This is a genomic window from Nocardioides sp. AX2bis, assembly GCF_902506435.1.
In the GTDB taxonomy this organism is placed as follows: domain Bacteria; phylum Actinomycetota; class Actinomycetes; order Propionibacteriales; family Nocardioidaceae; genus Nocardioides.
The window spans coordinates 3,452,202-3,479,137 of the sequence record NZ_LR733215.1; the positions used below are offsets into that span (position 1 = coordinate 3,452,202).

The 26,936-nt window shown below is 73.9% G+C and carries 26 protein-coding genes and 3 tRNA genes; 8 read left to right on the forward strand and 21 right to left on the reverse strand.

Annotation, left to right across the window (positions count from 1 at the left end):
* Positions 1-47: 47 nt before the first annotated feature.
* Positions 48-1,268, forward strand: a complete 1,221-nt coding sequence (locus GV155_RS16570) for a pyridoxal phosphate-dependent aminotransferase (RefSeq protein WP_160009747.1) — start codon at positions 48-50, stop codon at positions 1,266-1,268.
* Between the two features lies 1 nt (position 1,269).
* Positions 1,270-2,331: an adenosine deaminase gene (locus GV155_RS16575; RefSeq protein ID WP_160009749.1), complete on the forward strand. Its 1,062-nt coding sequence runs from the start codon at positions 1,270-1,272 to the stop codon at positions 2,329-2,331.
* 37 nt (positions 2,332-2,368) lie between these two features.
* Here GV155_RS16575 and GV155_RS16580 read toward each other — a convergent pair whose 3' ends face one another.
* Complete coding sequence (locus GV155_RS16580) at positions 2,369-2,962, reverse strand: hypothetical protein (RefSeq protein WP_160009751.1); 594 nt, start codon at positions 2,960-2,962, stop codon at positions 2,369-2,371.
* Positions 2,963-3,021: 59 nt separating this feature from the next.
* Here GV155_RS16580 and GV155_RS16585 point away from each other — a divergent pair, with 59 nt between their 5' ends.
* Positions 3,022-3,804 carry an aminoglycoside phosphotransferase family protein gene (locus GV155_RS16585; protein ID WP_160009753.1) on the forward strand — a complete coding sequence of 261 codons (783 nt, stop codon included), beginning with the start codon at positions 3,022-3,024 and terminating at the stop codon, positions 3,802-3,804.
* 16 nt (positions 3,805-3,820) lie between these two features.
* Here GV155_RS16585 and GV155_RS16590 read toward each other — a convergent pair whose 3' ends face one another.
* The 6 genes from GV155_RS16590 to GV155_RS16615 all read right to left on the reverse strand — a co-directional run bounded on the left by GV155_RS16590 (position 3,821) and on the right by GV155_RS16615 (position 6,199).
* Positions 3,821-4,876 carry a UDP-N-acetylmuramate dehydrogenase gene (locus GV155_RS16590; RefSeq protein ID WP_160009755.1) on the reverse strand — a complete coding sequence of 352 codons (1,056 nt, stop codon included), beginning with the start codon at positions 4,874-4,876 and terminating at the stop codon, positions 3,821-3,823.
* Entirely contained in the window at positions 4,869-5,279 is a 411-nt protein-coding gene (locus tag GV155_RS16595) for a MaoC/PaaZ C-terminal domain-containing protein (protein WP_160009757.1), read from the reverse strand. The genes GV155_RS16590 and GV155_RS16595 overlap by 8 nt, the downstream gene beginning before the upstream one ends.
* On the reverse strand, positions 5,276-5,686 hold the full coding sequence (locus tag GV155_RS16600) for an FAS1-like dehydratase domain-containing protein (RefSeq protein WP_160009759.1): 411 nt from the start codon (positions 5,684-5,686) through the stop codon (positions 5,276-5,278). The genes GV155_RS16595 and GV155_RS16600 overlap by 4 nt, the downstream gene beginning before the upstream one ends.
* A gap of 100 nt (positions 5,687-5,786) precedes the next feature.
* Positions 5,787-5,957, reverse strand: coding sequence for a 50S ribosomal protein L33 (gene rpmG, locus GV155_RS16605; RefSeq protein ID WP_160009761.1), 171 nt, complete (start codon positions 5,955-5,957; stop codon positions 5,787-5,789).
* Between the two features lie 40 nt (positions 5,958-5,997).
* Positions 5,998-6,074: transfer RNA gene (locus GV155_RS16610), tRNA-Met, on the reverse strand.
* 52 nt (positions 6,075-6,126) lie between these two features.
* Positions 6,127-6,199: transfer RNA gene (locus tag GV155_RS16615), tRNA-Thr, on the reverse strand.
* A 33-nt stretch (positions 6,200-6,232) separates the two neighbouring features.
* On the opposite strand from GV155_RS16615, the gene GV155_RS16620 reads away from it, so the two are divergent.
* Positions 6,233-7,078, forward strand: coding sequence for a thioesterase family protein (locus GV155_RS16620; RefSeq protein WP_160009763.1), 846 nt, complete (start codon positions 6,233-6,235; stop codon positions 7,076-7,078).
* Between the two features lie 603 nt (positions 7,079-7,681).
* Here the strand turns inward: GV155_RS16620 and GV155_RS16625 are convergent.
* From GV155_RS16625 to GV155_RS16640, 4 genes are read right to left on the reverse strand one after another with little or no spacing between them, the layout of a single operon-like run.
* Positions 7,682-8,272 (reverse strand): DNA-3-methyladenine glycosylase I, encoded by a 591-nt coding sequence (locus GV155_RS16625; protein ID WP_201300212.1) that lies wholly within the window; start codon positions 8,270-8,272, stop codon positions 7,682-7,684.
* A 7-nt stretch (positions 8,273-8,279) separates the two neighbouring features.
* Positions 8,280-9,248, reverse strand: coding sequence for a pirin family protein (locus tag GV155_RS16630; protein WP_160009765.1), 969 nt, complete (start codon positions 9,246-9,248; stop codon positions 8,280-8,282).
* A gap of 10 nt (positions 9,249-9,258) precedes the next feature.
* A complete protein-coding gene (locus GV155_RS16635) occupies positions 9,259-11,673 on the reverse strand; it encodes an FdhF/YdeP family oxidoreductase (protein ID WP_201300213.1) in 2,415 nt (804 codons plus the stop codon).
* A gap of 52 nt (positions 11,674-11,725) precedes the next feature.
* Positions 11,726-12,940 (reverse strand): homogentisate 1,2-dioxygenase, encoded by a 1,215-nt coding sequence (locus GV155_RS16640; RefSeq protein WP_160009769.1) that lies wholly within the window; start codon positions 12,938-12,940, stop codon positions 11,726-11,728.
* Positions 12,941-12,996: 56 nt separating this feature from the next.
* Here GV155_RS16640 and GV155_RS16645 point away from each other — a divergent pair, with 56 nt between their 5' ends.
* From GV155_RS16645 to GV155_RS16655, 3 genes are read left to right on the forward strand one after another with little or no spacing between them, the layout of a single operon-like run.
* Complete coding sequence (locus GV155_RS16645) at positions 12,997-13,734, forward strand: hypothetical protein (RefSeq protein WP_160009771.1); 738 nt, start codon at positions 12,997-12,999, stop codon at positions 13,732-13,734.
* The gene (locus GV155_RS16650; protein ID WP_160009773.1) at positions 13,731-14,891 is read left to right on the forward strand and encodes a fumarylacetoacetate hydrolase family protein; all 1,161 of its coding nucleotides are present in this window, start codon (positions 13,731-13,733) and stop codon (positions 14,889-14,891) included. The genes GV155_RS16645 and GV155_RS16650 overlap by 4 nt, the downstream gene beginning before the upstream one ends.
* A 40-nt stretch (positions 14,892-14,931) precedes the next feature.
* Positions 14,932-16,059 (forward strand): glycosyltransferase, encoded by a 1,128-nt coding sequence (locus GV155_RS16655; protein ID WP_160009775.1) that lies wholly within the window; start codon positions 14,932-14,934, stop codon positions 16,057-16,059.
* A gap of 75 nt (positions 16,060-16,134) precedes the next feature.
* Here the strand turns inward: GV155_RS16655 and mptB are convergent, their stop codons facing one another.
* From mptB to GV155_RS21160, 6 genes are all read right to left on the reverse strand, one after another.
* A complete protein-coding gene (mptB, locus tag GV155_RS16660) occupies positions 16,135-17,574 on the reverse strand; it encodes a polyprenol phosphomannose-dependent alpha 1,6 mannosyltransferase MptB (protein WP_160009777.1) in 1,440 nt (479 codons plus the stop codon).
* 86 nt (positions 17,575-17,660) lie between these two features.
* Complete coding sequence (locus GV155_RS16665) at positions 17,661-19,238, reverse strand: AbgT family transporter (RefSeq protein WP_160009779.1); 1,578 nt, start codon at positions 19,236-19,238, stop codon at positions 17,661-17,663.
* Between the two features lie 24 nt (positions 19,239-19,262).
* A complete protein-coding gene (locus tag GV155_RS16670) occupies positions 19,263-20,624 on the reverse strand; it encodes an amidohydrolase (RefSeq protein ID WP_160009781.1) in 1,362 nt (453 codons plus the stop codon).
* A 559-nt stretch (positions 20,625-21,183) separates the two neighbouring features.
* On the reverse strand, positions 21,184-22,038 hold the full coding sequence (gene purU, locus GV155_RS16675) for a formyltetrahydrofolate deformylase (RefSeq protein WP_160009783.1): 855 nt from the start codon (positions 22,036-22,038) through the stop codon (positions 21,184-21,186).
* A gap of 60 nt (positions 22,039-22,098) precedes the next feature.
* Positions 22,099-22,183, reverse strand: a tRNA-Tyr gene (locus GV155_RS16680).
* The gene (locus GV155_RS21160) at positions 22,152-22,415 is read right to left on the reverse strand and encodes a GntT/GntP/DsdX family permease (protein WP_442938871.1); all 264 of its coding nucleotides are present in this window, start codon (positions 22,413-22,415) and stop codon (positions 22,152-22,154) included. The genes GV155_RS16680 and GV155_RS21160 overlap by 32 nt, the downstream gene beginning before the upstream one ends.
* A gap of 91 nt (positions 22,416-22,506) precedes the next feature.
* Here GV155_RS21160 and GV155_RS16690 point away from each other — a divergent pair, with 91 nt between their 5' ends.
* Complete coding sequence (locus GV155_RS16690) at positions 22,507-22,998, forward strand: YajQ family cyclic di-GMP-binding protein (RefSeq protein ID WP_160009785.1); 492 nt, start codon at positions 22,507-22,509, stop codon at positions 22,996-22,998.
* 15 nt (positions 22,999-23,013) lie between these two features.
* Here the strand turns inward: GV155_RS16690 and GV155_RS16695 are convergent, their stop codons facing one another.
* Genes GV155_RS16695 through GV155_RS16710 form a run of 4 tightly spaced genes read right to left on the reverse strand, consistent with a single transcriptional unit; the run spans position 23,014 to position 26,809 of the window.
* Entirely contained in the window at positions 23,014-24,000 is a 987-nt protein-coding gene (locus GV155_RS16695; RefSeq protein ID WP_160009787.1) for a sulfate/molybdate ABC transporter ATP-binding protein, read from the reverse strand.
* Positions 24,001-24,025: 25 nt separating this feature from the next.
* Entirely contained in the window at positions 24,026-24,862 is an 837-nt protein-coding gene (locus GV155_RS16700; protein ID WP_236554381.1) for a sulfate ABC transporter permease, read from the reverse strand.
* Positions 24,855-25,760 (reverse strand): sulfate ABC transporter permease subunit CysT, encoded by a 906-nt coding sequence (cysT, locus tag GV155_RS16705; RefSeq protein WP_236554382.1) that lies wholly within the window; start codon positions 25,758-25,760, stop codon positions 24,855-24,857. Before cysT ends, GV155_RS16700 begins: the two co-directional genes overlap by 8 nt.
* Complete coding sequence (locus GV155_RS16710) at positions 25,757-26,809, reverse strand: sulfate ABC transporter substrate-binding protein (protein ID WP_160009789.1); 1,053 nt, start codon at positions 26,807-26,809, stop codon at positions 25,757-25,759. Before GV155_RS16710 ends, cysT begins: the two co-directional genes overlap by 4 nt.
* Positions 26,810-26,936: the final 127 nt, after the last annotated feature.

The window sequence follows — 26,936 nt, forward strand, 5'->3', positions numbered from 1 at the left end:
CGATGTCAACGGCCCTCCCCGGTGACCTCGCCTCTACGATGGCGCGCATGAGCTCCCCAGAAGCCGTCAGCCCCCGCGAGCGCCGCGTCTCCGAGCGGGTCGGTGCGATCGCCGAGTCCGCGACGCTGAAGGTCGACTCCAAGGCCAAGGCGCTCAAGGCCGAAGGCCGCCCGGTGGTCGGGTTCGGCGCCGGCGAGCCGGACTTCCCGACCCCGCCCTACGTCGTGGACGCCGCGGTCGAGGCCTGCCGCGACCCGCGCAACCACCGCTACTCCCCCGCCGGCGGCCTGCCCGAGCTGAAGCAGGCCATCGTCGACAAGACCCGTCGCGACAGCGGCCTGGTCGTCGAGCCGGCGCAGGTGCTGGTCACCAACGGCGGCAAGCAGGCCATCTACGGCGCCTTCGCCGCGATGCTCGACCCGGGCGACGAGGTGATCCTGCCGGCGCCGTACTGGACCACCTACCCCGAGGCGATCGCCCTGGCCGGCGGCCGCCCGGTCGAGGTGCTGGCCGACGAGACCCAGGACTACAAGGTGACGGTGGCCCAGCTCGAGGCCGCGCGCACCGAGCGTACGAAGGTGCTCCTCTTCGTCTCGCCCTCCAACCCGACCGGCGCGGTCTACACCGCCGACGAGATCCGCGAGATCGGCGCCTGGGTGGCCGAGCACGAGCTGTGGGTGCTGACCGACGAGATCTACGAGCACCTGGTCTACGACGGCGTCGAGACCGGCTCGATGCCGGTGCTGTGCCCCGACCTGGTCGACCAGTGCGTGGTCGTCAACGGCGTGGCCAAGACCTACGCGATGACCGGCTGGCGGGTCGGCTGGATGATCGGCCCGAAGGACGTCGTCAAGGCGGCCACCAACCTGCAGTCGCACGCGACCTCGAATGTCGCCAACGTCTCGCAGCGCGCGGCGATCGCCGCCCTGACCGGCGACCTGACCGCGGTCGAGGAGATGAAGACGGCCTTCGACCGGCGCCGACGGCTGATCGTGTCGATGCTCAACGAGATCGACGGCGTCGTCTGCCCCACGCCGCTCGGGGCGTTCTACGCCTACCCGTCGGTCAAGGTCCTGCTCGGCCGCGAGCACGGCGGCGTCCGCATCGACACCTCCGCCGAGCTGGCCGAGTGGATCCTGGAGCAGGCCGAGGTGGCGGTGGTGCCGGGCGAGGCGTTCGGGTCGCCGGGCTACCTGCGGCTGTCCTACGCCCTGGGCGACGAGGACCTGGTCGAGGGCGTCAGCCGGCTGCAGAAGCTCCTCGGCTGACGTGGGTCTCGAGACGTTCGCTGGCGCTCACCCCTCGACCAACGCGGCCCGCGACGTCCGGACGCTGCCGAAGGCGCACCTGCACCTGCACTTCACCGGGTCGATGCGGCACGGCACCCTGCTCGAGCTCGCGGAGCGGGACGGGATCGCGCTGCCCGACTCGCTGGTCTCCGGGTGGCCGCCGCAGCTGAGCGCGGCCGACGAGAAGGGCTGGTTCCGCTTCCAGCGCCTCTACGACGTCGCGCGGTCGGTGCTGCGCACCGAGGACGACGTGCGCCGCCTGGTGCGCGAGGCGGCCGAGGACGACGCGGCCGACGGCGGCGGGTGGCTGGAGATCCAGGTCGACCCCAGCGGCTACGCCGCCCGGTTCGGCGGGATCACCGCCTTCCTCGACCTGGTCCTCGACGCCACCCGGGAGGCCGCGGCCGCCACCGGTGTCGGGATCGCGGCGGTGGTGGCGGCCAACCGCACCCGCCACCCGCTCGACGCACGCACCCTGGCCCGCCTCGCCGCGCAGTACGCCGGGCGCGGCGTGGTCGGGTTCGGGCTGTCCAACGACGAGCGACGTGGCACCACCACCGACTTCGCGCCGGCCTTCGCCATCGCCGGGCGCGCCGGCCTGCTGCTGCTGCCGCACGGCGGCGAGCTGCGCGGCCCCGAGCACGTGCGGACCTGCCTGGACGCGCTGCGGCCGGCCCGCCTGGGGCACGGCGTCCGCTCGGCCGAGGACCCCGACCTGCTGGCCCGGGTGGTCGACGCAGGCATCGCGCTCGAGGTCTGCCCGGTCTCCAACGTCTCGCTCGGCGTCTACTCCGACCTGTCCTCGGTGCCCGTGCCGACACTGCTCGCGGCGGGGGCCACCGTCGCCCTGGGCTCCGACGACCCGCTGCTCTTCGGCTCCCGGCTGGCCGGGCAGTACGCCACCATGCGCGCCGCCCACGACCTCGACGACACCGCCCTGGCCGGCCTGGCCCGGATGTCGGTGCAGGCCAGCGCGGCCCCCGACGACGTCCGGGCGCGGCTGCTCCGCGGCATCGACGACTGGCTGGCCACCCCGGCCTGACCTCGGCGGCCTGACCCCGACGGCCTGGCCTCGGGAGCTAGACCGGGCGCAGCGGCCGGACCCGGAGCTGGTCGCCGGACCAGGGCTGCTCCTCCTCGCCGACGCGGGTGGTGACGACCTGGAGGGTGCCGCGGGCGCGCGCCGGGGCGGCGCACGGCGCCGGGACCCGGGCCACGACCGTGGCGGACCGCTCGGCCCGGGAGACGCCGACCTCGCAGGTGACCTCGGGCTCGGCGTCGCCGTCGGTCGTCCGGCTGGCCACGAACGGCCGCTGGTCGGGCACCGAGGTCAGGAAGACCCTCGTCAGGCCGTCGTCGTCCCGGTCGCGCAGCCGCACCACCACCAGCTGGTCCCACCGCGCGTCGACGGGTGCCAGCCGGGCGAGGTCGACCGCGAGACGCAGGCCGCCCGCACCGGTGCGGCGCACCTCCAGGCCGCCGAGGTCGATGCTGCGCCGGTTCCGGTCCGACAGACCGGCGACGTCGCGGTCGATGCTGACGTCCCCGGCCGGGTCCGAGGAGGTGGACACCACCTCGGCCGCGGCGGACGGGCCGGCGGCCAGGAGCGGGAGCATCAGGGAGCCCGCGAGGGTCACGGCGAGGGCTGGGGACGGCGAGAGGGCGGAACGCACGGCGACAACCTCCCCCGGTGCCCGGGTCCTCCGCAAGCCCTCGGCCCGACGGGCGGGCCGTGGTTGACTCGATCGCGATGGACGAGGTCGAGGTCCCCCTGACCGGGGGCGAGGTGAACGAGGTCGTCCGGATCGGCGACACCGTCCACCGCACCGCCGGGGCGTGGACCCCGAGCGTCCAGCGGGTGCTGGCACACCTCCGCCGCGAGGGCTTCGACCTGGCCCCGGCACCGCTCGGCACCGACGACCGCGGTCGTGAGGTCGTCTCGTGGCTGCCCGGGACCACCGCCGCACGCCCGTGGCCGGCGGTGCTGCTCCGCGAGGAGGGCGTGCACCAGGCCGCGGCCGCGGTGGTGCGGCTGGGCGGGGCACTGGCGACGTACGAGGTGCGACCCGACGACGTGTGGCGCCACGGCGGGGTGCCGGGCGCGCGCAGCACCACGCTGCGGCACGGCGACCTCGGGCTGTGGAACACGGTCTGGAGCGGTGACCGGCTGACCGGGATCATCGACTGGGACTACCTCGAGCCCGCGCCGCCGCTGTGGGACCTCGCGCAGCTCTGCTGGTACGTCCTGCCGGTGCGGCCGACCCGGTGGGCCGACTGCGGGTTCGACGGCGAGCCCGACCTCGACCGGCGCCTCGCCGTGGTCGCCGAGCACGCCCGCTGCCGCCCACGGGACCTGCTCGAGGTGCTCGACGCGCTGATGGGCCTCGACCTCGAGCGCACCCTGACCCGCGGCGCGGCCGGCGTGCACCCGTGGCGGCACTTCCTCGACGCGGGCTTCCCCCGGGACATCGGCACCGACCGGGCCTTCCTGCGGGAGCGGTGGCTGCGCACCTGACACCCGCAGGGACGGCCTAGAGCTCGCAGCCCACGAGCACCGGCTCGTTGACCAGCCGGATGCCGTACACCGCCTCGACGCCGTCGCGCACCTCGCGCGCCAGCACGAGGAGCTCGTCGGTGGTCGCGCCGCCGCGGTTGGTCAGCGCCAGCGTGTGCTTGGTCGACAACGAGACCGACCCGCTGCCGCCGGCCGGGAGGTGGCCGCGGTCGAAGCCGGCGTGCTGGATCAGCCACGCCGCGCTGGTCTTGGCGCGGCCCTCGCCGGCCGGCCAGGCCGGCGCCCCCTCGGGCACCCGGTCGGCGTCGACGACGGGGTTGGTGAAGAAGGAGCCGGCGCTCCATGAGTCGTGGTCGTCGGCGTCGAGCACCATGCCCTTGCCGCGGCGCAGCCCCAGCACGGCCTCCCGGACCTCGGCCAGCGGCGCCCGGTCGCCCGGCTCGACGCCGAGGGTGCGGGCGAGCTCGGCGTAGGTCACCGGGGTGCCGAGCGAGCCCAGCGGGAGCTGGAAGTCGACGGTGAGCACGACGTACCGGCCGGGCTCGGCCTTGAAGCGGGAGTGCCGGTAGCCGAAGTCGCAGTCGGCGCCGGCGAACGAGCGCAGCCGGGCCTCGTGCCGGTCCCACGCACGCACCCGGCTGATGGTCTGGGCGACCTCCTGGCCGTAGGCCCCGACGTTCTGGACCGGGGACGCGCCGACCGACCCCGGGATGCCCGACAGCGCCTCCAGGCCCACCCAGCCGCGGGCGACAGCGGTCGCGACCAGGTCGTCCCACGGCTCGCCGGCGGCGACCCGGACGACGACGCCGCCGCAGGTGGGGTCGGCGCCGTCGTGGTCGGGCAGCACCCCGCGGGTGGCCACCTCGACGACGACCCCCTCGAACCCGTCGTCGGCCACGACCAGGTTGCTGCCGCCGCCGAGCACCAGCACGGGGACGCCCCGCTCGTCGCCGTCGCGGACGGCGTCGACGACCTGCTCCTCGGTGGTCGCGCGGACCAGCTCGGCCGCGGGACCGCCGAGGCGCAGCGTGGTGTGCTCGGAGAGGAGGGCCCCCGGGATCCGGTCAGCCATCGACGCGCACGACCGCCTTGGGCGCGCCGAGGACCTTGCGGCCCTCGCAGGTGACCTCGAGCGCGAGGGTGGCGAGACCGTCCTCGACCTTCTTCACCACGGCTCCGACCTCGACGAGGGCGCCGGTGTCGTCGTCGGGCACCAGGACCGGGTTGGTGAACTTCGCGCCGAGCTCGACGACCTCGGCGCCGTCGGTCCACTCGGCCACCGCGCGGGCGGCCAGGGCCAGGGTGACCATGCCGTGGGCGATCACGCCGGGCAGGCCGACCGCGGTGGCCACCCGGTCGGACCAGTGGATCGGGTTCTGGTCGCCGCTGGCGCCGGCGTAGCGGACCAGGTCGGCGCGGGTCACGGGGTAGCGACGGGTCTCGAGGACGTCGCCGACGGCCAGCGCGGCGCTCATGCCTGCTCCCCCGCCGTGCCGCGGTGGACCAGCGTGGCGCTCGTCGCGCAGACCAGCGCACCGGAGGCGTCGGTGACCTCGCTGGTGGTGCCGATGATGTCGTTGCCGCCGATCTGGCGCAGCGAGGAGACGGTCAGCCCGGCGGTCAGCACGTCGCCGGGGACCACGGGGCGCTCGTAGGTGAACCGCTGCTCGCCGTGCACGATGCGGGACAGCTCGACGCCGACCTCGGCCAGGAAGGAGTTCATCGCCTCGAAGGCCAGGACGATCGGGAACGTCGCGGGCGCCGCGCCCCCGTCGTACGGGTGGCCGAGCGTGGCGGCGAACTCACGCACGCGCTCCTCGGCGACGGTGTAGGGCGCGGTCGGGGCGAAGGTGCGGCCGACCAGGGAGGGGTCCACGGACATGCCGCCGAGCCTAGTGCCCGGGGTGTGCCGGGACGCGCCTGCCCGCAGACGCGACCAGGCCCGCCACGGCGTCGTGGCGGGCCTGTCGGTGGAGCAGGAGTCAGCGGGTCTCGCGGTGCGGCTGGTGGTGGCGGCAGCGCGGGCAGAACTTCGCCATCTCGAGCCGGTCGGGGTTGTTGCGCCGGTTCTTCTTGGTGATGTAGTTCCGCTCCTTGCACTCCACGCAGGCGAGAGTGATCTTGGGGCGAACGTCGGAGCTCTTGCTGGCCACGGGAAGTCCTTAGTCGGTTGGTGCTGCGGTGCGGAGATGGTGGTAGCGGGGGCGGGACTCGAACCCGCGACACCACGATTATGAGCCGTGTGCTCTAACCACCTGAGCTACCCCGCCACGAGCGCGAGGTTCTCCGGTCGATCATACTGCGACCGGAAACCTCGCCCAGAGCCCCTTTACGGAATCGAACCGTAGACCTTCTCCTTACCATGGAGACGCTCTGCCGACTGAGCTAAAGGGGCAACGACGCAGAACCATACACAGAGGTCGGACCGATGGTGAAATCGCCCCCCACCCCCCACTTCTACGACCTCGTCGAGCCCCCCACGGACCCCTCCGAGGGGGCCGCCGGGGACGCCTCGGAGGACCGTCCCGACGGGGTCCTGCCGACCTCCTGGACGGCCGGGCCGTGGACCGCCGAGGCACAGCACGGCGGACCCCCCTCGGCACTCCTGGGGCGTGCCGTGGAGCGGCTCGCGGCGGCCACCGGCGGCGGTGCGGTGGGCCGGATCAGCATCGACCTGCTCGGGCCGGTCCCGGTCGGCCCGCTGTCGGTCGGCGCGACCGTGCTGCGCCCCGGGCGCAGCGTCCGGCTGCTCGAGGCGACGCTGCGCGACGTCGCCGCCGACCGGTCGGTGGCCGTCGCCCGCGCCTGGGTGCTGCCCGAGCGGGACGACGGTCCCGGTGAGCCCGGTCCGCCTCCCCCGCACGGCCCCGAGCACGGCGTACGCCGCCCACGCCCGCCGACGTGGAACGGCGGCTACCTCGACGCGGTCGACTGGCGCTGGGTCCGCGGCGGGCTGGACGAGCCCGGGACCGGCGAGGTGTGGATGCGCTCGCCCCGGCTGGTGGCCGGGGAGGAGACCTCCCCGCTGCAGCGGGTGCTGACGTGCGTCGACTCGGCCTCCGGGGTCAGCGCCGCCCTCGACATCGCGGACTGGGCCTTCCTGAACACCGAGCTGACCGTCCACGTGCTGCGCCCCGCGGTGGGCGAGTGGGTCTGCCTGGACGCCGCCACGACGCTGGGCCCGGGCTCGGTGGCGGTCGCCACGTCGACCGTGCACGACGCCCACGGGCTCGTCGCACGGTCGGCCCAGACCCTCCTGGTCGTCCGCCGCTGACACCTGCCGCAAGGACATCGCACGGTGGTCGAGGAGCGAGCACCAGCCCACGGTGGTCGAGGAGCGAGCGCCAGCGAGCGTCACGAGACCCGGGCCCACCACACGGTGGTCGAGGAGCGAGCACCAGCGAGCGTCACGAGACCCGGCCCCACCACACGGTGGTCGAGGAGCGAGCACCAGCGAGCGTCACGAGACCCGGCCCCACCACACGGTGGTCGAGGAGCGAGCACCAGCGAGCGTCACGAGACCCAGGCCCACCACACGGTGGTCGAGGAGCGAGCACCAGCGAGCGTCACGAGACCCGGGCCCACCGGCCGCGGACCCTGCTCGACGCCTCCCGCAAGGACAGCAGCGGATCACTGCCACCCCGTGGCAGCAATCCGCTGCCGTCATCGAGGGCCGAACGCACGGTGGTCGAGGAGCGAGCGCCAGCGAGCGTCACGAGACCCGGGCCCACCACACGGTGGTCGAGGAGCGAGCGCCAGCGAGCGTCACGAGACCCCACCAGGTCTCGAGGCTCGGGCCGAGCGGCCCTCGCACCTCGACCACCGGAGAGGCAGACCGAGCGGCCCTCGCACCTCGACCACCGGGCGGCGGCGGACCTCAGCGGACGCCGCGGCGGTGGCAGCCCATGAGATGGGTGTCAACCAGCCCCAGCGCCTCCATCAGCGCGTGCATCGTGGTGGGGCCGACGAAGACGAACCCGCGTCGCTTCAGCTCCTTGCTGAGCGCCAGCGAGTCCGCCGAGCTGCCGGGCACCTCCTCGACCGTCCGGGGCGCCGGGCCGACCTCCGGTGCGTAGGCCCGCAGGAGGCCCTCCAGGCCGTCGGTGCCGGCCGCCTCGCGCAGCGCGACGGTGGCGCCCGCGTTGGTGATCGTGGCGTCGACCTTGCGCCGGTTGCGCACGATCCCGGCGTCGGCCATCAGCCGGGCGACGTCGGCGTCGTCGAAGGCGGCCACCGCGTCGACGTCGAAGCCGGCGAAGGCCTCACGGAAGGCGGGCCGCTTGCGCAGGATGGTGGCCCAGGACAGGCCCGACTGGAACGCCTCGAGCGTCAGCCGCTCGAAGTAGGCCGACTCGCCCTCGACCGAGACGCCCCACTCGGTGTCGTGGTACTCCTGCATCATCCCGCTGCCCGCGCCCCAGGGGCAGCGGGGGACGCCGTCGTCCCCGACGACCGGTCCGGTGCTCACGACGCGCTCACGACCGGGTGCGCAGGCGCACGCGCGGCAGCGCCGGGGCCGGGATCGGCGGCATCGCGGAGACGACACCGAAGCGACCGTCGGCCTGCTGCCCCTCGCCCACCTGCGCCTGCCAGTCCTCGCGGGCCGTGACGACCTCGTCGTGCGTGCGCCCGACGAAGTTCCACCACATGACGATCGGCTCGCCGAACGGCGGCCCGCCGAGCAGCAGCACCCGCGCCCCCTCCGCGCCGGCGGCCAGCGTCAGCCTCGCGGCGCCGGGGGCGGCGTAGGCCAGCTCGTGCTGCGCGACGGCGGTGCCGGCCACGTCGACGGCACCGGTGTCGACCAGCACCCCGTGCTCGTAGGACGGGTCGACCTCGAGCGCCAGGACCGCGCCGGGGTCCAGGACGAGCTCGGCGCCCAGCAGCGGGGTGGCCGTCGCGACGGGCGAGGTGACGCCCAGCAGCGAGCCGAGGAACACCGAGGCGCGCCAGCCGTCCCCGGCCAGCGGCTCGGGGGCGTGGTGGGCGAAGGAGGGCGCCCCGTCGCGTGCCCTCTCGGGCAGCGCCACCCAGAGCTGGGCACCGTGCAGCACCGTCGTGGTGGGCAGCGAGATCTCGGAGTGGCTGACGCCCCGGCCGGCGGTCATCAGGTTGACCTCGCCCGGGCGGACGACGGCATGCGTCCCGAGGCTGTCGCGGTGCTCGACCTCGCCGGTGAAGAGCCAGCTGACCGTGGCCAGCCCGATGTGCGGGTGGGGCGCGACCACCATGCCGCCGGTGTCGGCGACGTCGTCGGGGCCGTAGTGGTCGGCGAAGCACCACGCCCCGATCAGCGAGCGGTCACGCTGCGGCAGCGTGCGCCGCACCGTCATCGCCCGCGGGCCCCCGAGCGGGACCTCCCGGGGGCCGAGGACCTCGACCCCCGGGCCGCCCGGGTCCGGTCGGCACTCGACCTCGTCCGGGTCGCGCTCGCCATTGCTCATCGGAGTGGGCTCAGGCCAGCTGGCCCGGGTTGTCCGTGCGCATCGTCCCGGTGCCCTGGTCGCCCGAACCCTCTATCGTCCGGCTGCCCAGGACGTAGCCAGGACGCTCGAGCCGCAGGATGACCGCCTTCGAGACCGGGGTGTTGCTGCCGACCGCGGTGGAGTCCAGCGGCACCAGCGGGTTGGTCTCGGGGTAGTACGCCGCGGCGCAGCCCCGGGGCTGGTCGTAGGAGACGATCCGGAAGTCGCGGGCGATCCGCTCCTCGGCGTCACCGTTGCCGTCCGGGTCGGTCCACTCGCCCACGAGGTCGACCATGTCGCCGTCGGCCATCTCGAGCTCCCGGATGTCGTCGGGGTGCACGAAGACCACGCGGCGCCCGTTGCTGATGCCGCGGTAGCGGTCGTCGAGCCCGTAGATCGTGGTGTTGAACTGGTCGTGGGAACGCAGCGTCTGCAGCAGCAGCCGGCCCTGGGGGACCTCCAGCACCTCGACGGGGGTGCAGCTCAGCAGCGCCTTGCCCGACTCGGTCTCGAAGGTGCGGGTGTCGCGCGGCGGGTGCGGCAGGACGAACCCGCCGGGCACGTCGACCTTCTCGTCGTAGGCCGCGCACCCGGGCACGACGCGGGCGATCGAGCGACGGATCTCGGTGTAGTCCGAGCGCCACGCGGCCCACGGCACGCGGGCCATCGCCTGCCCGGCCGGCGAGTCGGGGGCGGCGGCCTGGACGGCCTCGGCCAGCCCGCAGACGACGTGGACCTCGGAGCGCAGGTGCGGCGACGCCGGCTTCAGCGGCCCCTTCGAGGCGTGCACGGCCGACATCGAGTCCTCGACGGTCACCCGCTGCTCGACACCACCGGTGAGGTCCTTCTCGGACCGGCCCAGCGGCGGCAGCAGCAGCGTCTCGCGACCGAAGGTCACGTGGCTGTGGTTGAGCTTGGTGGCGACGTTGACGACGGTCCGGACCTTGCGCATCGCGGCCGCGGTCACCTCGGTGTCCGGGGCGGCCGAGACGAAGTTGCCTCCCATGGAGAGGAAGAAGTCGACGGTGCCGTCCCGCATCTCGCGGATCGCCTGGACGGTGTCGTGACCGTGCTCGCGCGGCGGGTCGAAGCCGAACTCGCCCTGGATCGCGTCGAGGAAGTGGTCGGGCAGCCGCTCCCAGACGCCCATGGTCCGGTCGCCCTGCACGTTGCTGTGGCCGCGCACCGGGCAGAGCCCGGCACCGGGCCGGCCGATGTTGCCCTGCAGCAGCGCGACGTTGACGATCTCCTTGATCGTGGCGACCGAGTTGTGGTGCTGGGTGATGCCCATCGCCCAGCAGGTCACGGTGGCCTCGGAGTCGCGGAACATCTCGGCGGCCTCGGTGACCTGCGCGCGGGTCAGGCCGGTCGAGGCCTCGACCTTGGCCCAGTCGAGCTCCTGCACGTGGTCGACGTACTGCTCGAAGCCGGCGGTGTAACGCTCCAGGAACTCGCGGTCCAGGGCGTCCCACTGGACCAGCAGCGAGCCGATCGCCTGGAAGAGCGCGAGGTCGCCGTTGATCCGGATCGGCAGGTGGAGGTCGGAGAGACCGGTGCCGTTGGCGAGCCAGCCCTTGACCTTCTGCGGGTTCTTGAAGCGGACCATCCCCGCCTCCTCGAGCGGGTTGACCGAGATGATCTTGGCGCCGCGACCCTTGGCCTCCTCGAGGGCGGAGAGCATCCGCGGGTGGTTGGTGCCCGGGTTCTGCCCGACCACGACGATCAGCTTGGCCAGGTGGATGTCCTCCAGGCTGACCGAGCCCTTGCCGATCCCGATCGTCTCGACCAGCGCCGACCCGCTCGACTCGTGGCACATGTTCGAGCAGTCCGGCAGGTTGTTGGTGCCCAAGGCGCGGACGAAGACCTGGTAGGCGTAGGCGGCCTCGTTGGAGACCTTGCCCGAGGTGTAGAACACCGCGCGGTCCGGGGAGCTCAGCCCGGTCAGCCGCTCGGCCATCAGGGCGTTCGCGTCCTCCCAGCTGATCGGCTCGTAGTGGGTGCCGCCCTCACGGACGATCATCGGCTCGGTGATCCGGCCCTGCTGGCCCAGCCAGTACTCCGTGCGCCCGGCCAGGTCGGCCAGCGAGTGGGAGGCGAAGAACTCGCGGTCGACCCGGCGCTTGGTGGCCTCCTCGGTGACCGCCTTCGCGCCGTTCTCGCAGAACTCCGCGTGGTGGCGCTCCCCCGGGCTGGGGTCGGGCCAGGCACAACCCTGGCAGTCGAACCCGTCGGCCTGGTTCAGCTTGAGCAGCGTCTGGGCGGTGCGGACCGGCCCCATCTGCTCCATGGCGCGCTTCATCGAGACGGCCACGGCGGTCGGACCGGCGGCGTGGTGGTGGGGCTTGTCGACGTCGAGGTCGCCCTCGTCGATGTCGGACTTGGGGGCGGGGCGGAGTGCACTCACCACACCATCATCACCTAGGCCCCCCGACGCGGCGCCACCCCCGGGCGGCGAGTCACCCCGGCGGGGGGACCGGCCCGCCGGCCCACGTCCAGGCGTACGCCGGGTCGTCGACGTCGGCCGCTGCCTCGCCGAGCTCGAGCGGGGCGAAGGTGTCGACCATGACCGCGGACTCGTGGAACTCCGTCGCGCCCAGGGAGCCCTCGATCGCCTCCGGCTGCGGGCCGTGCGGGAAGCCGCCGGGGTGCAGCGAGACCGAGCCCAGCCCGATGCCCGAGCCCTTGCGCGCCTCGTAGTCGCCGCCGACGTAGAACATGACCTCGTCGGAGTCGACGTTCGAGTGGTAGTACGGCACCGGCACGGCCAGCGGGTGGTAGTCGACCTTGCGGGGCAGGAAGGCGCAGATCACGAAGTTCCAGCCCTCCAGCACCTGGTGCACCGGAGGCGGCTGGTGGACCTTGCCGGTGATCGGCATGAAGTCCTCCACGTTCAGCGTGTAGGGGTAGAGGCAGCCGTCCCAGCCGACGACGTCGAACGGGTGCGTGGCCAGGGTGTGCCGGGTGCCGACGACGCCGGCGGACGTGCGGTGCTTGACCAGCACGTCGACCGGCTCCTCGGCCTGCGGACCCTCGACCAGCAGCGGCGCGGTCGGGCCGTGCAGGTCCCGCTCGCAGTACGGCGCGTGCTCGAGCAGCTGGCCGTAGCGCGAGAGGTACCGCTTCGGCGGGGCGACGTGCCCGGTCGCCTCGATCGCGTAGAGACTGCTGGGCTCGGCGGGGACCCACCGGTGGGTGGTGGCCCGGGGCACGACGACGAGGTCGCCGGCCCGGTAGGGCACGGTCCCGAACACGGTCTCGACCGCGCCCGAGCCGGCCTCGACGAAGACCACCTCGTCACCGATCGCGTCGCGGTAGAGCGGGCTCGGGTCGGTGCCGGTGACGACGTAGCCGATCCGGACGTCGTGGTTGGCGAGCACCTGGCGGCGTCCGGTCACGGCGTCGGCCCCGCCCGGGACGGCCAGGTCGTGCAGGCGCAGGTGGCGCGGCAGCAGCGGGTGGTTGGGGCGGCGGGCCTGGTCGGGCAGCTCCCACGTCCCTGCGTCGACGACGGCCGAGGGCACGCCGCGGTGGTAGAGCAGGGAGGAGTCCGAGGAGAACCCCTCCTCCCCCATCAGCTCCTCGCGGTAGAGCCGCCGGTCCTCGCGGGAGGTGTCGCGGTGCTGGGTGTGCCGGGTGCGCGGGACGTCGCCCACGCGGGAGTAGTACGCCATCGTCTCTCCTCGCAGGGCCCCCTCGACGGGGAGCCGGGTCCGGTTACGTTACCGAGATGGAGAGCACGGAGCACCGGACCTGGTGGAGCGGCCTGCTGGACGTGGCGGGGCCGCTCGACGCCATCGACCCGACGGACGCCGACCTCGTCGCCTCGCGGGTCGTCCTCGACACCGACCTGCCGGGGACCGACCCGGACGGCCCGCCGGTCACGCTCGTGGTGAGCGGCGGCGCGGGCCAGGTGGCCGGCCCGTCGGCCCTCGCCGCGCGCCGGGGGGTGCCGCTGCGGGCGGTCCGGGTGACCCTGCGCGACCCCGCCGACCTGCGCGGCAACGCCCGCCGGGTGGTGACGGCCGTCGAGGCCGCCCGCGTCGAGGGCGCGCTGGCCGACGACGTGGTCGTCGCGGTCGGGATGCCCGACGCCGAGCCCGGCGCGGACTGGTGCGCGGCCGTCGACGAGATCGCCGCGCTCGAGCTGGCGGTGTCGCTGCCGGTCGAGGGTGCCGACCCGCTGCGGGTCGCGGCGTGGCTCGAGGCCGTGCTCGACCGGGAGACGCCGGTGACGGTGGTCGGCGGGCACCCGCTGGCGGTGCTCGGTGCCGTGCGTCGCGCCTTCGACGGCGAGGGCGCGGTCGAGGTGGCCGGCGCCCTGGCCGGCCCGCCGACCCGTGCCGTGGCCGGGATGGACGAGACCTCCCTGGTCGGGGTCCGGCGCTGGCTGCGGGGCGTCGAGACCTGCCCGGACGGGCCGGCGGTCCTCGCCGCGGCGCTGGCCGACCTGGGCGTCCGCGCGTGAGGGACCGGCAGGGCCCCGAGGGGTTCGGCGCCGACCACCTGCCGTACGGCGTGTTCTCCCCGCCGGGCGGCGGCCCGCGCGTGGGGGTGCGGTACGCCGACCGCGTCGTGGACCTCGCCGCCGCCACCGGCCTCCCCGCCCTGGCCACCGGGTCGCTGGACGCGCTGCTGGCGCTGGGCCCGTCCGGCTGGGCGCAGGTTCGCGAGCAGGCCGCGCTCGCGGTGGCCGACGCGGGCGTGCCCGCGTACGACGTGGCGACGGTGGCGCTGCACGCGCCGTTCACCGTCGGCGACTACGTCGACTTCTACGCCTCCGAGCACCACGCCCGCAACGCCGCGGCGGTGCTGCGCCCGGACGCCCCGGCGCTGCCGCCGGCCTGGCGGCACCTGCCGATCGGCTACCACGGGCGGGCGCAGACGGTCGTGCCGAGCGGGACGCCGGTGGTGCGCCCGGTGGGCCAGGGGCGCCCGCCCGCCGACGGCGACGGCACGCCGGCCTTCGGGCCCACCCGCCGGCTCGACCTGGAGGCCGAGCTGGGCTTCGTGGTGGGTGCGGGCTCGGCGCTGGGCGAGCGGGTCGCGGTCGACGCCTTCGCCGACCACGTCTTCGGCGTGGTCGGGCTCAACGACTGGTCGGCGCGCGACCTGCAGGGCTGGGAGATGGCGCCGCTGGGGCCGTTCCTGGGCAAGTCGTTCGCGACGTCGGTGTCGCTGTGGGTAACGCCCCTGGCGGCGCTCACGGGTGCGTGGACCGACCTGCCCGGCCAGGACCCGACGCCCCTGCCCTACCTGCGGTCCGCCGACGGGTCGACCCCGCGCGGGCTCGACGTGGCGGTCGAGGTCGTCCTCGACGGGGAGGTGCTGTCGCGACCGCCGTACGCCTCCACCTACTGGGCACCGGCGCAGATGCTGGCCCACCTGACCGTCAACGGCGCCTCCGTGCGACCCGGGGACCTCTTCGCCTCCGGCACGATCTCGGGGCCCGGCGAGGACCAGCTCGGGTCGCTGCTGGAGATGTCGACGCACGGGCGCGGGTTCCTCGAGGACGGCCAGGAGGTCGTGCTCCGCTACAGCGCCCCGGGCCCGGCCGGCGGACGGATCACGCTCGGCGAGGTGCGCGGGCGGGTGCAGCCGGCCCGCCACGTCGGCGACACCTGAGCACGCCCGGGCGTTCACCCGGTCCCGGTTGACTCGGGCGGTGCGCATCGCCCAGCTCGCCAACTTCGTCGGCCCCGCCTCGGGCGGGATGCGCGTCGCGCTCGAGGCGCTGGCCCGCGGCTACGCCGAGCGCGGCGTCCCGCGCCTGCTCGTGGTGCCCGGTCCCACCGACGCCCGTACGACCACCGACGCCGGCGAGGTCGTGCAGCTGCGCGCACCGCGGGTCGGCGGCGGCTACCGGCTGATCGTCGAGCCGTGGCGGGTGGTCGACGTGCTCGAGCGGTTCGCCCCGACGTCGGTCGAGCTCAGCGACAAGACCACGCTGCTGCCGGTGACGCGGTGGGCGCGGCGCCAGGGCGTGCGCACGGTGCTGTTCTCCCACGAGCACCTCGGCGAGATGCTCGCGGGCCGCACCGGCCTCGACCTCGGACCCCGGCTCTCGGTCGGGCTGCTCAACCGGCTGCTGGTGCGCAGCGTGGACGCGGTCGTGGTCACCTCCCGCTACGCCGAGGGCGAGTTCGCGACGCTGGCGGCGGGGGCGGGCTGCCCGGTGGTGCGGGTCCCGCTCGGGGTCGACCTCGAGACGTTCGCGCCGGCCGGTCGCCCCGCGGCCCCCGTACGACGGGACGCGCCGCTGCGGCTCGTGCACGTCGGCCGGCTGTCCCGGGAGAAGTCGCCGCACCTCGCCGTGGCCACGGCGGTCGAGCTGCACCGGCGCGGGGTCCCGGTGACCCTCGACGTGTGGGGCGACGGCCCGCACCGCGACGAGCTCGTGGCGCTCGCGGGCGACGCGCCGGTGCGCTTCGGCGGGTACGTCGCCGACCGGGCCGCGCTGAACGCCGCGCTGGCCGCCGCCGACGTGGCGTTGTCGGTCTGCCCGACCGAGACCTTCGGGCTGGCGGTGCTCGAGGCGCTGGCCAGCGGCACCCCCGTGGTCACCGCCGACACCGGCGGGGCCTGCGAGATCGTCGACGCCGCCTCCGGCGCGTGGGCACCGGCGCTGCCCGGCCCGCTGGCCGACGCCGTGCTCCGCGTCGCCGCCCGGCCGGAGGCGGCCCGCCGCCGCGCTGCGCGGAGCCGGGCCGAGCTGTTCACCTGGGACCGCACGGTCGAGCGGATGCTGGCGGTCCACGCCGGCGAGCCCGACGCGGTGGACGCCGCCGGCTGAGCTCCCGGCGCCGGAACCGTCATCTCGACCGGTCGCGAGCGTCACCTCGACCGGTCGCGAGCGTCATCTCGGCGGTCAGGTCGGGAGCAGGTGGGCCTCGGCGATCCGGTCGACCCGGTCCCGGCCGGAGCGGGTGGCCAGCAGCAGCGGCGCGATCGCGGCGAGCAGCAGGCAGCCCCAGACGATCGCCAGGTAGGCGCCGTGCAGGGAGGAGTCGAGCGGCGAGGCCAGGCCGAGGACCAGCGAGAGCACGAGCACGACCGCGGTGCCGGCGCGCGGGAGGCGCAGGCAGGCGGCGAACGGCAGCACCCACATCGGGTACCAGAGGTGGACCACCGGGCTGAGCAGGACGGTCGCGGCCAGGACCAGGACGAGGGCGCGCAGGGCCTCCCGGCGCTCCCCCGTCGGAGCGCGCAGCGCGACGACCGCGGTGAGCACGACCGCCGCCGCCGAGCCCAGGGCGCGGGTCAGGTCGAGCATCGTGGCGTCCGGCAGGCCCACGACGCCGCCCCCCAGGTCGAGCAGGCCGCCGAGGACGGTGGTCAGCGACAGGGGCGTGGCCACCGTGGTCGGCACGGCGAGCGCCGCCAGCCACCCCAGGCCGAGCCCGCCGGCCAGGCTCAGGCCGACCAGGGTCCCGACGGCGACCAGCCCGACGCCGGCCAGCCGGCGCAGCCGGGCGGCCAGGGCGATCCCCGCCGGCAGGGACGCCACCACGATCGCGACGCAGACCAGGCCGCCGGGGAGCTTGACCGCCGCGGCCAGCCCGGCGAGCACCGCGCCGGCGGCCCAGTGCCGCTCGACGCCGACGACGAGCGAGGCCGCCATCAGGCCGACCATCAGCAGGTCGTTGTGCAGCCCGGCGACGCCGGCGGCCAGCGTCAGCGGCGAGACGAGCACGAGCGCCGAGGCCAGGGCGGGGCTCGCCCCGGTCCACCGGGCCAGCCGTGGGACGGCCCACGCCAGCAGGACCAGTCCGGCCAGCGCGAGCAGCCGGTGCCCGACCACGAGCAGCCACGGGTCCTGGGTGACCGAGGCGCCGAGCCCGCCCAGCAGCAGCGGGACGGGACCGTACGGCGCCGGGGTGTCCATCCAGCGCGGGTCGACGGCCTCGGCGACCGCGCCGGCGAGCACGCCGGGCCCGTGGTCGTAGGGCGAGACGCCCGCCTCGACCAGCGCGCCCTGGGCGGCGTAGGACCACCCGTCGCGCGAGAACAGCGGTGGTGCCAGCACCAGCGGGACGCTCCACCAGACGGCGACGCGGCGCACCAGCGCGAGGTCGTCGTCGGGGTCGCGGTCACCGGCCGCGGTCGACCGGCACAGTCGCAGCCACTGGGCCGCGAGGATGCCGAGACCGCCCATCACCACGGTCAGCCCGAGCATCCGCCCGACCTCCGTGGCGCGCAGCGCCACCAGGGCGTCGAGCCCGAGCAGCGGCGTCGAGGCCGGCAGGGTGGCCACCACCAGGCCCCCGAGGGCCACCAGCACGCTGCCGAGGACCCCTCGAGCGACCATGGTCGGAGGCTAGGAGCGCCCGCCGACCGGGCGGTGGCCGTCGTACGACGGGGTGCGGGCGACCCGGCGACGACGACGTGAACGGGTCAGCCGGCGCCCTCGACGTAGATGCCGTTGCCCGGGCCCAGCGGGACGTCGAGCTGCACGAAGACCAGCAGCACCAGCGCCCAGGCGATCCAGAACGGCACGACGAACGGCAGCATCCGGGCGATCAGGGTCCCCAGGCCGGCCTGCGGCTCGTAGCGGCGCACGAAGGTGAGCAGGACGATCATGTACGGGTTGAGCGGGGTGATGATCTGGGTGGCCGAGTCACCGATCCGGAAGGCCGCCTGCACGAAGGCCGGCTCGTAGCCCAGGATCCCGAACAGCGGCACGAACACCGCCGCCATCAGGGTCCACATCGACGACCCCGAGATGATGAACAGGTTCAGCACCGAGCAGAGCAGCATGAACCCGAAGATCACCACGAGCCCGGTGAGCCCGACCGACTCCAGCGCGTCGGCGCCGGCCACGGCCAGGCCGGAGCCGACGCCGGACCAGTCGAAGAGGGCGATGAACTGGCCGAGCACGAAGGCCAGCACGAGGAACGGGGTCATGTCGCGCAGCGCCTCCCCCATCATCCGTGGCACCTCGCCGAAGCCGCTGATCGTCCCGGACACCCGGCCGTAGACGTAGCCGCCGACGGCGAAGTAGGCGAAGACCACGAACACGATCGAGTCCAGCAGGGGCGAGGCCGGCAGGAACCCGCCGTCGGCGTTGCGCCACGGCGAGGCCGGCACCAGCACCGCCACCAGGACCACGACGGTGAGCACGCCCAGCGCCAGCACGGCGGCGCGCAGCCCGCGCCGCTCGTCGGCGGTGAGGTCGGTGCCGGTGGCGTGCTCGTGGGCGTGCTCGACCTCGCCGGCCTCCGCGTGCTCCTCGGTCGGCACGCCCTGGCGGACGAGCCGGGGCTCGAGGACCCGGTCGATGACGAAGCCGGCCACGAGGGTCAGGACGACCGCGGAGACGGCGTTGAAGAAGTAGTTCGACAGCGGGTTGACCGGGTCCGCGGCCTGCTCCAGCGCGGGGACCGTCGGGATCACCGCGTTGGTGATGCCGGCGAACAGCGCGTCGAGCGAGGTCGGCACGATCGAGGTCGAGTAGCCGGCGCCGGCCGCCGCGAAGCCGCCGAGCAGCCCGGCCATCGGGTGCCGCCCGGCCGCCTTGAAGGCCAGCGCCGCCAGCGGGGGGACGACGACGAAGATCGAGTCCGACATCACCGAGCCGCAGACCCCGAGGAACCCCACGGCGTACGGCAGCGCCCACCGCGGCGCGGAACCCATCGTGCGGCGGATGCCGGCGGCGAGGAAGCCGGTCTTCTCCGCGATGCCGATGGCCAGCAGGATCGTCACCACGGTGACCAGCGGCGGGAAGCCGATGAAGTTCGCGCCGAGGTTCGAGGTGAACCAGGCCAGGCCCTCACCGGTGAACAGGCCGCGGATCACCACCGGCTCGTCGGCGCCGGGGACGGTGACGTCGACCCCGCCCCAGGCCAGGCCGGTGGAGACGACCCCGGTGAGCAGGAAGAGGAACAGGAACAGGTTGAACGGCTGGGGCAGCCGGTTGCCGGCCCGCTCGACGCGGGTCAGGAACCGGTCACCGATGCTCGTGCTGCTGGCCATGACGGCCTCCCGGGAGTGGTGGGTCTAGTCGAAGTAGCGGGCGACGTCGACGGCGCCCCCGGACTCCTCGAACTCGTGGCGGACCGCGGCGGCCAGGTCGTCGTCGACCAGCAGGTCCAGGGCGGCGCAGGCCAGGCCGTACGCCCCGTCGACCGCGGCCCGCTCGGCCTCCGGGGAGGCCGCGGCCGCGGCGAACTCCGGCGTGTGCAGGGCGGTGCCGGGCTCGGCGACCTTGATCAGCGGGTGGATGCCGGGCAGCCGGTAGCTGACGTTGCCGAAGTCGGTGGAGGCCGCGAGCGTCTCGGAGACGACGCCGGCGGGGTACGGCGCGCGCCCGCGTCGCTGCTGGGCCAGCGCCCACCGGGCGGTGAGGGCCTCGTTGGTGCGCACCGGCAGCGACGGCGGGTGCTCGTCCCACTGCAGGTCGAGGCTCACCCCGGCCATCAGCGCCGCCCCGCGCAGCACGTCCTCGACCCGGCGCGAGAGGTCGACCAGCGTCTCGGGGTGGGGCGAGCGGACGTAGAGGTCCATCCGCGCGGTCGCCGGGATCACCGACGGGCGGGTGCCGCCCTCGGTGATCACCGCGTGCACCCGGTCGACCGGGGGCACCTGCTGGCGCAGCAGGCCGATCCCCTGGTAGGCCAGCGACGCCGCGTCGAGGGCGTTGCGCCCGCAGAACGGCTGCGCCGAGGCGTGGGCCGGCAGGCCGGTCCAGGTCGCGGTGGCGACCCGCCGGCCGAGCCAGACCTGGTCGGCGACGTCCGCGCCGTACGGGTGGCACATCACCGCCGCGTCGAGGCCGTCGAAGGCCCCGGCGCGGGCGAGGTGCTCCTTGCCGGTGTGGCCCTCCTCGGCCGGCGTGCCGAGGACCACCACGCGGCCCTCGAAGGCGTCGGGGTCCTCCCCGAGCAGCCGCCGCAGCGCCACCGCCGCCCCGACCGCGGTCGCCGCGATCACGTTGTGGCCGCACGCGTGGCCGATCCCGGGCAGGGCGTCGTACTCCCCCAGGACCGCGACCGTGCGGTGCCGGTCCGGGTCGAAGCCGGGGCTGGCGACCTCGGCACGCACCGCGGTCGCGAGCCCGTGGACGTCGACCTGCGGGGCGTACCCGTGGCGGGTCAGCAGGTCGGCGAAGGCCGCGGCGGCGTGGTGCTCCTCGTAGGCCGTCTCGGGGTGGGCGTGCAGGTCGTGCACCAGCGCGCACAGGTCGTCCCCGACGGCGTCCACGTGCGCCGCGAGCGCCTCGTGCTGCGCGGGCGGGGCGCCGTCGTGGGGCGAGGTCACCGGGCTGCTCGCCGCCGCCCGCCGCGCGGTCTGCCGCTCGAGCACTGCGAGGTACGGCGAGGGGACGGGGTCGGGCGCACTCCCGAGATGAGGGTCCGGCACCGGCGCCACGCTAGGCACCGCGACGGGTCGGGCACAAGGGTGGCGTGACCGCGGTCTCACGAGCAGCGAGCGCCACCCCGGTGGTCGAGGAGCGAGCGCAGCGAGCGTCACGAGACCTGCGCCGCCACCCCGGTGGTCGAGGAGCGAGCGCAGCGAGCGTCACGAGACCTGCGCCGCCACCCGGTGGTCGAGGAGCGAGCGCAGTGAGCGCAGTGAGCGTCACGAGACCTGCGCCGGACCGGGCACGCCTACCGGCGGCACCGGTGCGCCCGACCACCGGTAGCGCTCGACTCGCGATCTGGTGACACCTGGTGACACCGGATCGCGACCCGACCGCCCCAGCGGCGGTCGGGTCGCGGCTGAAACCGTCGACGTGTGATCTGCCTCCACCAGGTGCGTGCAGATCACACATCGACCACAGCGTCCCTGGTCTCGTGACGCTCGCTGGCGCTCGCTCCTCGACCACCGGGGGGCCGGCGTCCCTGGTCTCGTGACGCTCGCTTCGCTCGCTCCTCGACCACCGGGGCCGGCGCTCGCTCCTCGACCACCGGGGCTGGGGTCAGCGGAGGACGACGGTGCGGTGGCCGTTGAGCAGGACGCGGCCCTCGGCGTGCCAGCGCACGGCGCGCGCCAGGGCCTGGCACTCGACGTCACGCCCGGCGGCGACGAGCTGCTCGGGGGTCATCGTGTGGTCGACGCGGGCGACCTCCTGCTCGATGATCGGGCCCTCGTCGAGCTCGGCGGTGACGTAGTGCGCGGTGGCGCCGACGAGCTTCACGCCCCGGTCGTGCGCCTGGTGGTACGGCTTGGCGCCCTTGAAGCTGGGCAGCATCGAGTGGTGGATGTTGATCGCGCGACCCTCGAGGTGGCGGCACAGGTCGTCGCTGAGGATCTGCATGTAGCGGGCCAGCACCACCAGGTCGACGTCGTGCTCCTCGACCAGCTCGAGGAGGCGGGCCTCGGCGGCCGGCTTGGTGTCGCGGGTGACCGGCACGTGGTGGAAGGGCACGCCGTAGTTGCCGGCCAGCCGCTCGAAGGTCGTGTGGTTGGACACGATGCCGACCACGTCGACCGGCAGGCCGCCGATCGAGGTCCGGAAGAGCAGGTCGTTCAGGCAGTGCCCGACGCTGCTGACCAGGATCAGCACCTTCGGGCGTACGGCGGCGTCGACGAGCTCCCACGACATCGAGAACCGCTCGGCCACGGGGAGCACCCGCGCCCGCAGGTCCTCGAGACCGAGACCGTCGGGGGCGGAGAGCTGGACCCGCAGGAAGAAGGTGCGGGTGTCCGGGTCGCCGTACTGCTGGCTCTGCTCGATGTTGCAGCCGGCGTCGGCCAGCAGGGTCGAGACCGCCGCGACGATGCCGGGCCGGTCGGGGCACGCGAGCCGCCAGACGTACTCGCCGCCGCTCACGTGCCGCCTTCCCGCGTCCGCTGGTCAGGGTGGTGCTGGTCGTGCAGGAGATGGTCGTGCTGGTGGCAGGTGCAGGATTCGAACCTACGTAGTCGATGACGGCTGATTTACAGTCAGCTCCCTTTGGCCGCTCGGGCAACCTGCCGGGTGTCGGGCGGAGGCTTTTGGCCCCCTGGCGACGAGAAGGGACAATAGCGCAGCACGGCGGCGATCAGCCAGGCCAGCAGGATGCTGACGATGACCGGGGCGCCGGCCTCGGCCGAGAACAGCCCGCCGAGCACGCCCTCGAGGTCGGTCGCGGCGATGACGGCGCCGAGGGACCCGCCGACGCCGGTGATCAGCAGGATCTGCCCGGTGGTGTCGAAGCCCTTGCTCATGGCCTCGTTGGTGAGGTCACCGCCGATGCTGGTCTTGGCCAGGACGNTCCCACCCCCGCCGCCCCACCCGCAGCCCCAAGGAGCACCACCCGTGGCCGACTCGTCCTTCGACATCGTCAGCAAGCTCGACCGCCAGGAGGTGGACAACGCCCTGGGCCAGACCGCCCGCGAGATCTCCACCCGCTTCGACTTCAAGGGCACCGGCGCCACCATCGAGTGGCAGGGCGACGACGCCATCGAGATCACCGCGTCTGCCGACGACCGGGCCAGCGCCGTGCTGGACGTCTTCCAGGGCAAGCTGGTCAAGCGCAACGTCAGCCTCAAGGTGCTCGACCCCTCGGAGCCGCGCGCGTCGGGGCAGCAGTCGAAGATCACCGTCGCGCTCAAGGAGGGCATCACCTCCGAGGACGCCAAGAAGATCTCCAAGCTGATCCGCGACGAGGGCCCCAAGGGCGTCAAGGCGCAGATCCAGGGCGACGAGCTGCGGGTGAGCAGCAAGAAGCGCGACGACCTGCAGGCCGTGCAGCAGCTGGTGAAGGGCCAGGACTACGAGTTCGCGGTCCAGTTCACCAACTACCGCTGACCCGGCCCTCCGCCGTCAGGCGCTCGCCGCCTCCCGCTGCCGTCCGCTGGCCACGCTGATCGCGCCCTCCGCGGGCGTCAGCCACACCGCGGCGCCGGCCTCGAGGTGCATCGAGCGGGAGTGGGTGCGGGTCAGCACGACGGTGACGTCGGGGCGGTCCGCCACGGCGACCACCACGCGTACCTCGAAGCCGATCCGCAGCACCCGCTCGACCCGGCCCTGCACTCCGCCGGGTACGGGGTGGGTCGCGACCTCGATGTCGTGCGGGCGCAGCACCTGCCCCTCGAGCGTGGTCACCTCGCCGAGGAAGCCCATCACGAAGTCGTTGGCCGGCTCGTCGTAGAGCTGGTCGGGGGTGCCCACCTGCTCCACGCGGCCCTCGTTGATCACCACGATCTCGTCGGCGACCTCGAGGGCCTCCTCCTGGTCGTGGGTCACGAACACGGTGGTCACGTGGACCTCGTCGTGCAGGCGCCGCAGCCAGTCTCGGAGCTCCTTGCGGACCTTGGCGTCCAGCGCGCCGAAGGGCTCGTCGAGCAGCAGCACGGTCGGCTCGACCGCCAGCGCGCGGGCCAGCGCCATCCGCTGCCGCTGCCCGCCCGAGAGCTGGGCCGGCAGCCGGTGGGAGAACTGCGAGAGGTGCACGAGCTCCAGCAGCTCCTCCACCCGCCTGGCGGTCTCCGCCTTGGGCCGCTTGCGGATCTCGAGACCGAAGGCCACGTTCTTGGCCACGGTCATGTGCTTGAAGACCGCGTAGTGCTGGAACACGAAGCCGACGTTGCGCTTCTGCGGCGGCAGCCGGGTGGCGTCGGTGCCCTCGATGGTCACGGTGCCGGCGTCGGCGGTGTCCAGCCCGGCGATGATGCGCAGCAGCGTCGACTTGCCCCCGCCGGACGGGCCGAGCAGGGCGGTGAGCTGCCCGGTGGGCAGCGACACGTTCACGTCGTCGAGGGCGACGAAGTCGCCGAACCTCTTGGTCAGGCCTGAGACCTCGATGCTCATCGGTGGATCCAATCGGTAGCGGGGATCATGAGTGGCTCTGGGGGCGGACGAGGGCGACGACCACGAGGCAGGCGATGCTGACCAGGATCAGCAGGAACGAGGTGGCGTACGCCTCGCCCTGCTGGAAGTTCTGGTACTTCTGCTCCACCACGAGCGTCGCGGTCTGGGTGCGGCCGGTGTAGTTCCCCGAGACGATCTTGACCGCGCCGAACTCGCCCACGGAGCGGGCGAGGCTGAGGACGACGCCGTAGACGACGCCCCACTTGATGCTGGGCAGGGTGATCCGCCAGAACGTCTGCGGGCCCGAGGCGCCGAGGCTGCGGGCGGCCTGCTCCTGGTCGTCGCCGACCTCGACCAGCACCGGGACGACCTCGCGGATGACCAGGGGCAGCGCGACGAAGCAGGTCGCCATCACCATCCCGGGCGAGTTGAAGATGACCTGGAAGCCGGCGGCCTCGAGCTCGGGGCCGACCAGGCCGTTGCGGCCGTTGTAGGCCAGCACCAGCGCGAGGCCGACGACCACCGGGGAGACCGACAGCGGCAGGTCGATCAGCGCCGAGAGCACCCGCTTGCCGGGGAACTCGTAGCGCACCAGCAGCAGCGAGATGGTCACGCCGAAGACCAGGTTGATCACCACGGCGAGGCCGGCGACGATGCCGGTCAGCCGCAGCGCGCTGATCACCTGCTCGTCGCCGAGGGCGTCGAGCAGGTTCGTCAGCCCCCCGTCGAAGGTCTGCTGGACCAGCAGCGCCAGCGGCCAGGCGACGAGGAAGAAGACGTAGCCCACGGCGACGAGCCGCAGCGTCCACTTCACCGGCACCGGGACGGCGGTGGTGGTCCGGGTCGCGGTCGGGCTAGCCACGGCGGGCCACCCGTCGCTGGAGCACGTCGAGCAGCACGATGACGACCAGGGCGACGAACAGCATCACCGAGGCCACGGCGGCCGCGGAGGTGTTGTTGCCGTTCTCGATGAAGGTCAGCACCCGCACCGAGACCACCTCGGTCTCGAACGGCCGGTTGCCGCTGAGCAGCACCAGCGAGCCGTACTCGGAGATCGCCCGGGCGAAGGAGAGTGCGGCGCCGGCCGCGATCGCCGGCACCAGGCTGGGCAGGATGATCCGGCGGAAGATCGTCGAGCGTTTCGCGCCGAGCGAGGCCGCGGCCTCCTCGACGTCGGTCTCGAGCTCCTCGAGCACCGGCTGGACGGTGCGCACCACGAACGGCAGCGTCACGAACGCCAGCGCCAGCGTGACCGCCGACGGCGTGAACGCCCACTGCAGCCCCAGCGGGCTGTTGGGCCCGTAGAGCGAGAGCAGCACCAGTCCGGCCACGATCGTGGGCAGCGCGAACGGCACGTCGATGATCACGTCGAGCAGCCGCTTGCCCCAGAACGAGTCGCGGACCAGCACCCAGGCGATGACCGTGCCGACGAGGACGTTGACCACGGTGACCACGGCGGCCTGGGTGACCGTCAGGGTGACTGCCGCCCACGTCTGGTCGTTCTGCAGCACCGAGACGTAGCCCGAGACACCGCCCTCGGCGGCCACGGCGACGACCGCGGCCAGCGGCAGGAGCACCAGGATGCTGAACCACAGCACGGCCACGCCGAGGCCGAGGCCGGCGCCGCGGGTCAGGGTGCTGCGCGGCCCGGAGCGCCGCGACCGGCGGGGGCGGCGTCGGCCGCCCCCGCCCCCGGTGGGCACGTCGGCCCCCGGGTCCACCGGCGGGGGCGAGCCCCGCTCGACGAGGGCGCTGGTCACTCCTCGCCGACCTTGCCGGTCTCCTGCTGGAGCTCGGTGATGATGCCCAGCGGGTTGCCCTCCTCGCCGTCGCCGAAGTAGAGGTCGGCCGCCTCGCCCCACCCGCCGAAGTCGTCGTCGATCGTGAAGAGCTCCTCCGGGGTCGGGAACGGGTCGGCGGGGTCGTTGGCACCCTCGACCTCGCCGATCTCGACGTCGTCGACGACCGGCCGGAAGCCGGACTGCGCGTAGTCGGCCTGCGCCTCGGGGCCGGTCATGAACTCCAGGAACGCCTCGGCGGTCGCGTCGGCGTCCACCGTGGTCGCGGCCGGGTTCTCGATCAGCAGCGTGTCCGGCGGGACGACGTAGTCGATGTCCGCGCCGCTCTGCTTGGCCAGGATCGCCTCGTTCTCGTACGACAGCAGCAAGTCGCCGCTGCCGTCGGTGAACGCCGTCGTGGCCTCGCGACCGCTGCCGGGCAGCGCGATGGTGTTGCCGAGCAGCGACGTGATGAAGTCACGGGCCTCGTCCTCGCTCCCGCCGTTGCCGGCGACGTGCGCCCACGCGGCGAGGATGTTCCAGCGCGCCGACCCGGACGAGCCGGGGTTGGGGGTGATCACCTCGACACCGGGCTCGACGACGTCGTCCCAGGTCTCGATGCCGTCGGGGTTGCCGGACCGGACCACGAACACGACCACCGAGGAGGTCGCGATGCCGTTGGTCGGGGTGTCGCGCCAGGTGCTCTCGACGAGACCGGCGTCGACGAGCCGGGTGATGTCGGTCTCGAGCGAGTAGTGCACGACGTCGGCCTCCGCCCCGGCCTCGACGGCGCGGCTCTGGTCGCCCGAGGCGCCGTAGGAGGTCAGGAAGTCCGAGCCGGACATGCCCTCGCCCTCCGGGGTCGAGGTGAAGTCCTCGAACACCGGCGCGTTCGCCGCCTCCATCACCGAGAACGCGTTCACCGTCACGGACTTCTCCGCGTCGTCGCCGCTGCTCGCGCCCGAGCACCCGGTCAAGGCCAGGACCGAGGTCGCCCCGAGCGCGGCCGCCGCCTTGAAGGTCTTCTTCATCTGTGTCTCTCTCCGTCCCGGTGAACCAGGACTCGTCCCACCGCGCGGTGCGGTGACCCAACAATGACGATGAGATTAGTAGAGAAACACGAGAATGGGGGGACGCGCCACGGTTCGAGACCAGGAG

What these genes read in the sequence shown, in the direction of transcription:
- GV155_RS16570 (WP_160009747.1), top strand. Translation starts at nt 48, where the DNA reads ATGAGCTCCCCAGAAGCCGTCAGCCCCCGCGAGCGCCGCGTCTCCGAG.
- GV155_RS16590 (WP_160009755.1), bottom strand. Translation starts at nt 4,876, where the DNA reads ATGGCTGACCGGATCCCGGGGGCCCTCCTCTCCGAGCACACCACGCTG.
- GV155_RS16595 (WP_160009757.1), bottom strand. Translation starts at nt 5,279, where the DNA reads ATGAGCGCCGCGCTGGCCGTCGGCGACGTCCTCGAGACCCGTCGCTAC.
- GV155_RS16600 (WP_160009759.1), bottom strand. Translation starts at nt 5,686, where the DNA reads ATGTCCGTGGACCCCTCCCTGGTCGGCCGCACCTTCGCCCCGACCGCG.
- GV155_RS16620 (WP_160009763.1), top strand. Translation starts at nt 6,233, where the DNA reads ATGGTGAAATCGCCCCCCACCCCCCACTTCTACGACCTCGTCGAGCCC.
- GV155_RS16630 (WP_160009765.1), bottom strand. Translation starts at nt 9,248, where the DNA reads ATGAGCAATGGCGAGCGCGACCCGGACGAGGTCGAGTGCCGACCGGAC.
- GV155_RS16640 (WP_160009769.1), bottom strand. Translation starts at nt 12,940, where the DNA reads ATGGCGTACTACTCCCGCGTGGGCGACGTCCCGCGCACCCGGCACACC.
- GV155_RS16645 (WP_160009771.1), top strand. Translation starts at nt 12,997, where the DNA reads ATGGAGAGCACGGAGCACCGGACCTGGTGGAGCGGCCTGCTGGACGTG.
- mptB (WP_160009777.1), bottom strand. Translation starts at nt 17,574, where the DNA reads ATGGTCGCTCGAGGGGTCCTCGGCAGCGTGCTGGTGGCCCTCGGGGGC.
- GV155_RS16665 (WP_160009779.1), bottom strand. Translation starts at nt 19,238, where the DNA reads ATGGCCAGCAGCACGAGCATCGGTGACCGGTTCCTGACCCGCGTCGAG.
- GV155_RS21160 (WP_442938871.1), bottom strand. Translation starts at nt 22,415, where the DNA reads ATGAGCAAGGGCTTCGACACCACCGGGCAGATCCTGCTGATCACCGGC.
- GV155_RS16695 (WP_160009787.1), bottom strand. Translation starts at nt 24,000, where the DNA reads ATGAGCATCGAGGTCTCAGGCCTGACCAAGAGGTTCGGCGACTTCGTC.
- GV155_RS16710 (WP_160009789.1), bottom strand. Translation starts at nt 26,809, where the DNA reads ATGAAGAAGACCTTCAAGGCGGCGGCCGCGCTCGGGGCGACCTCGGTC.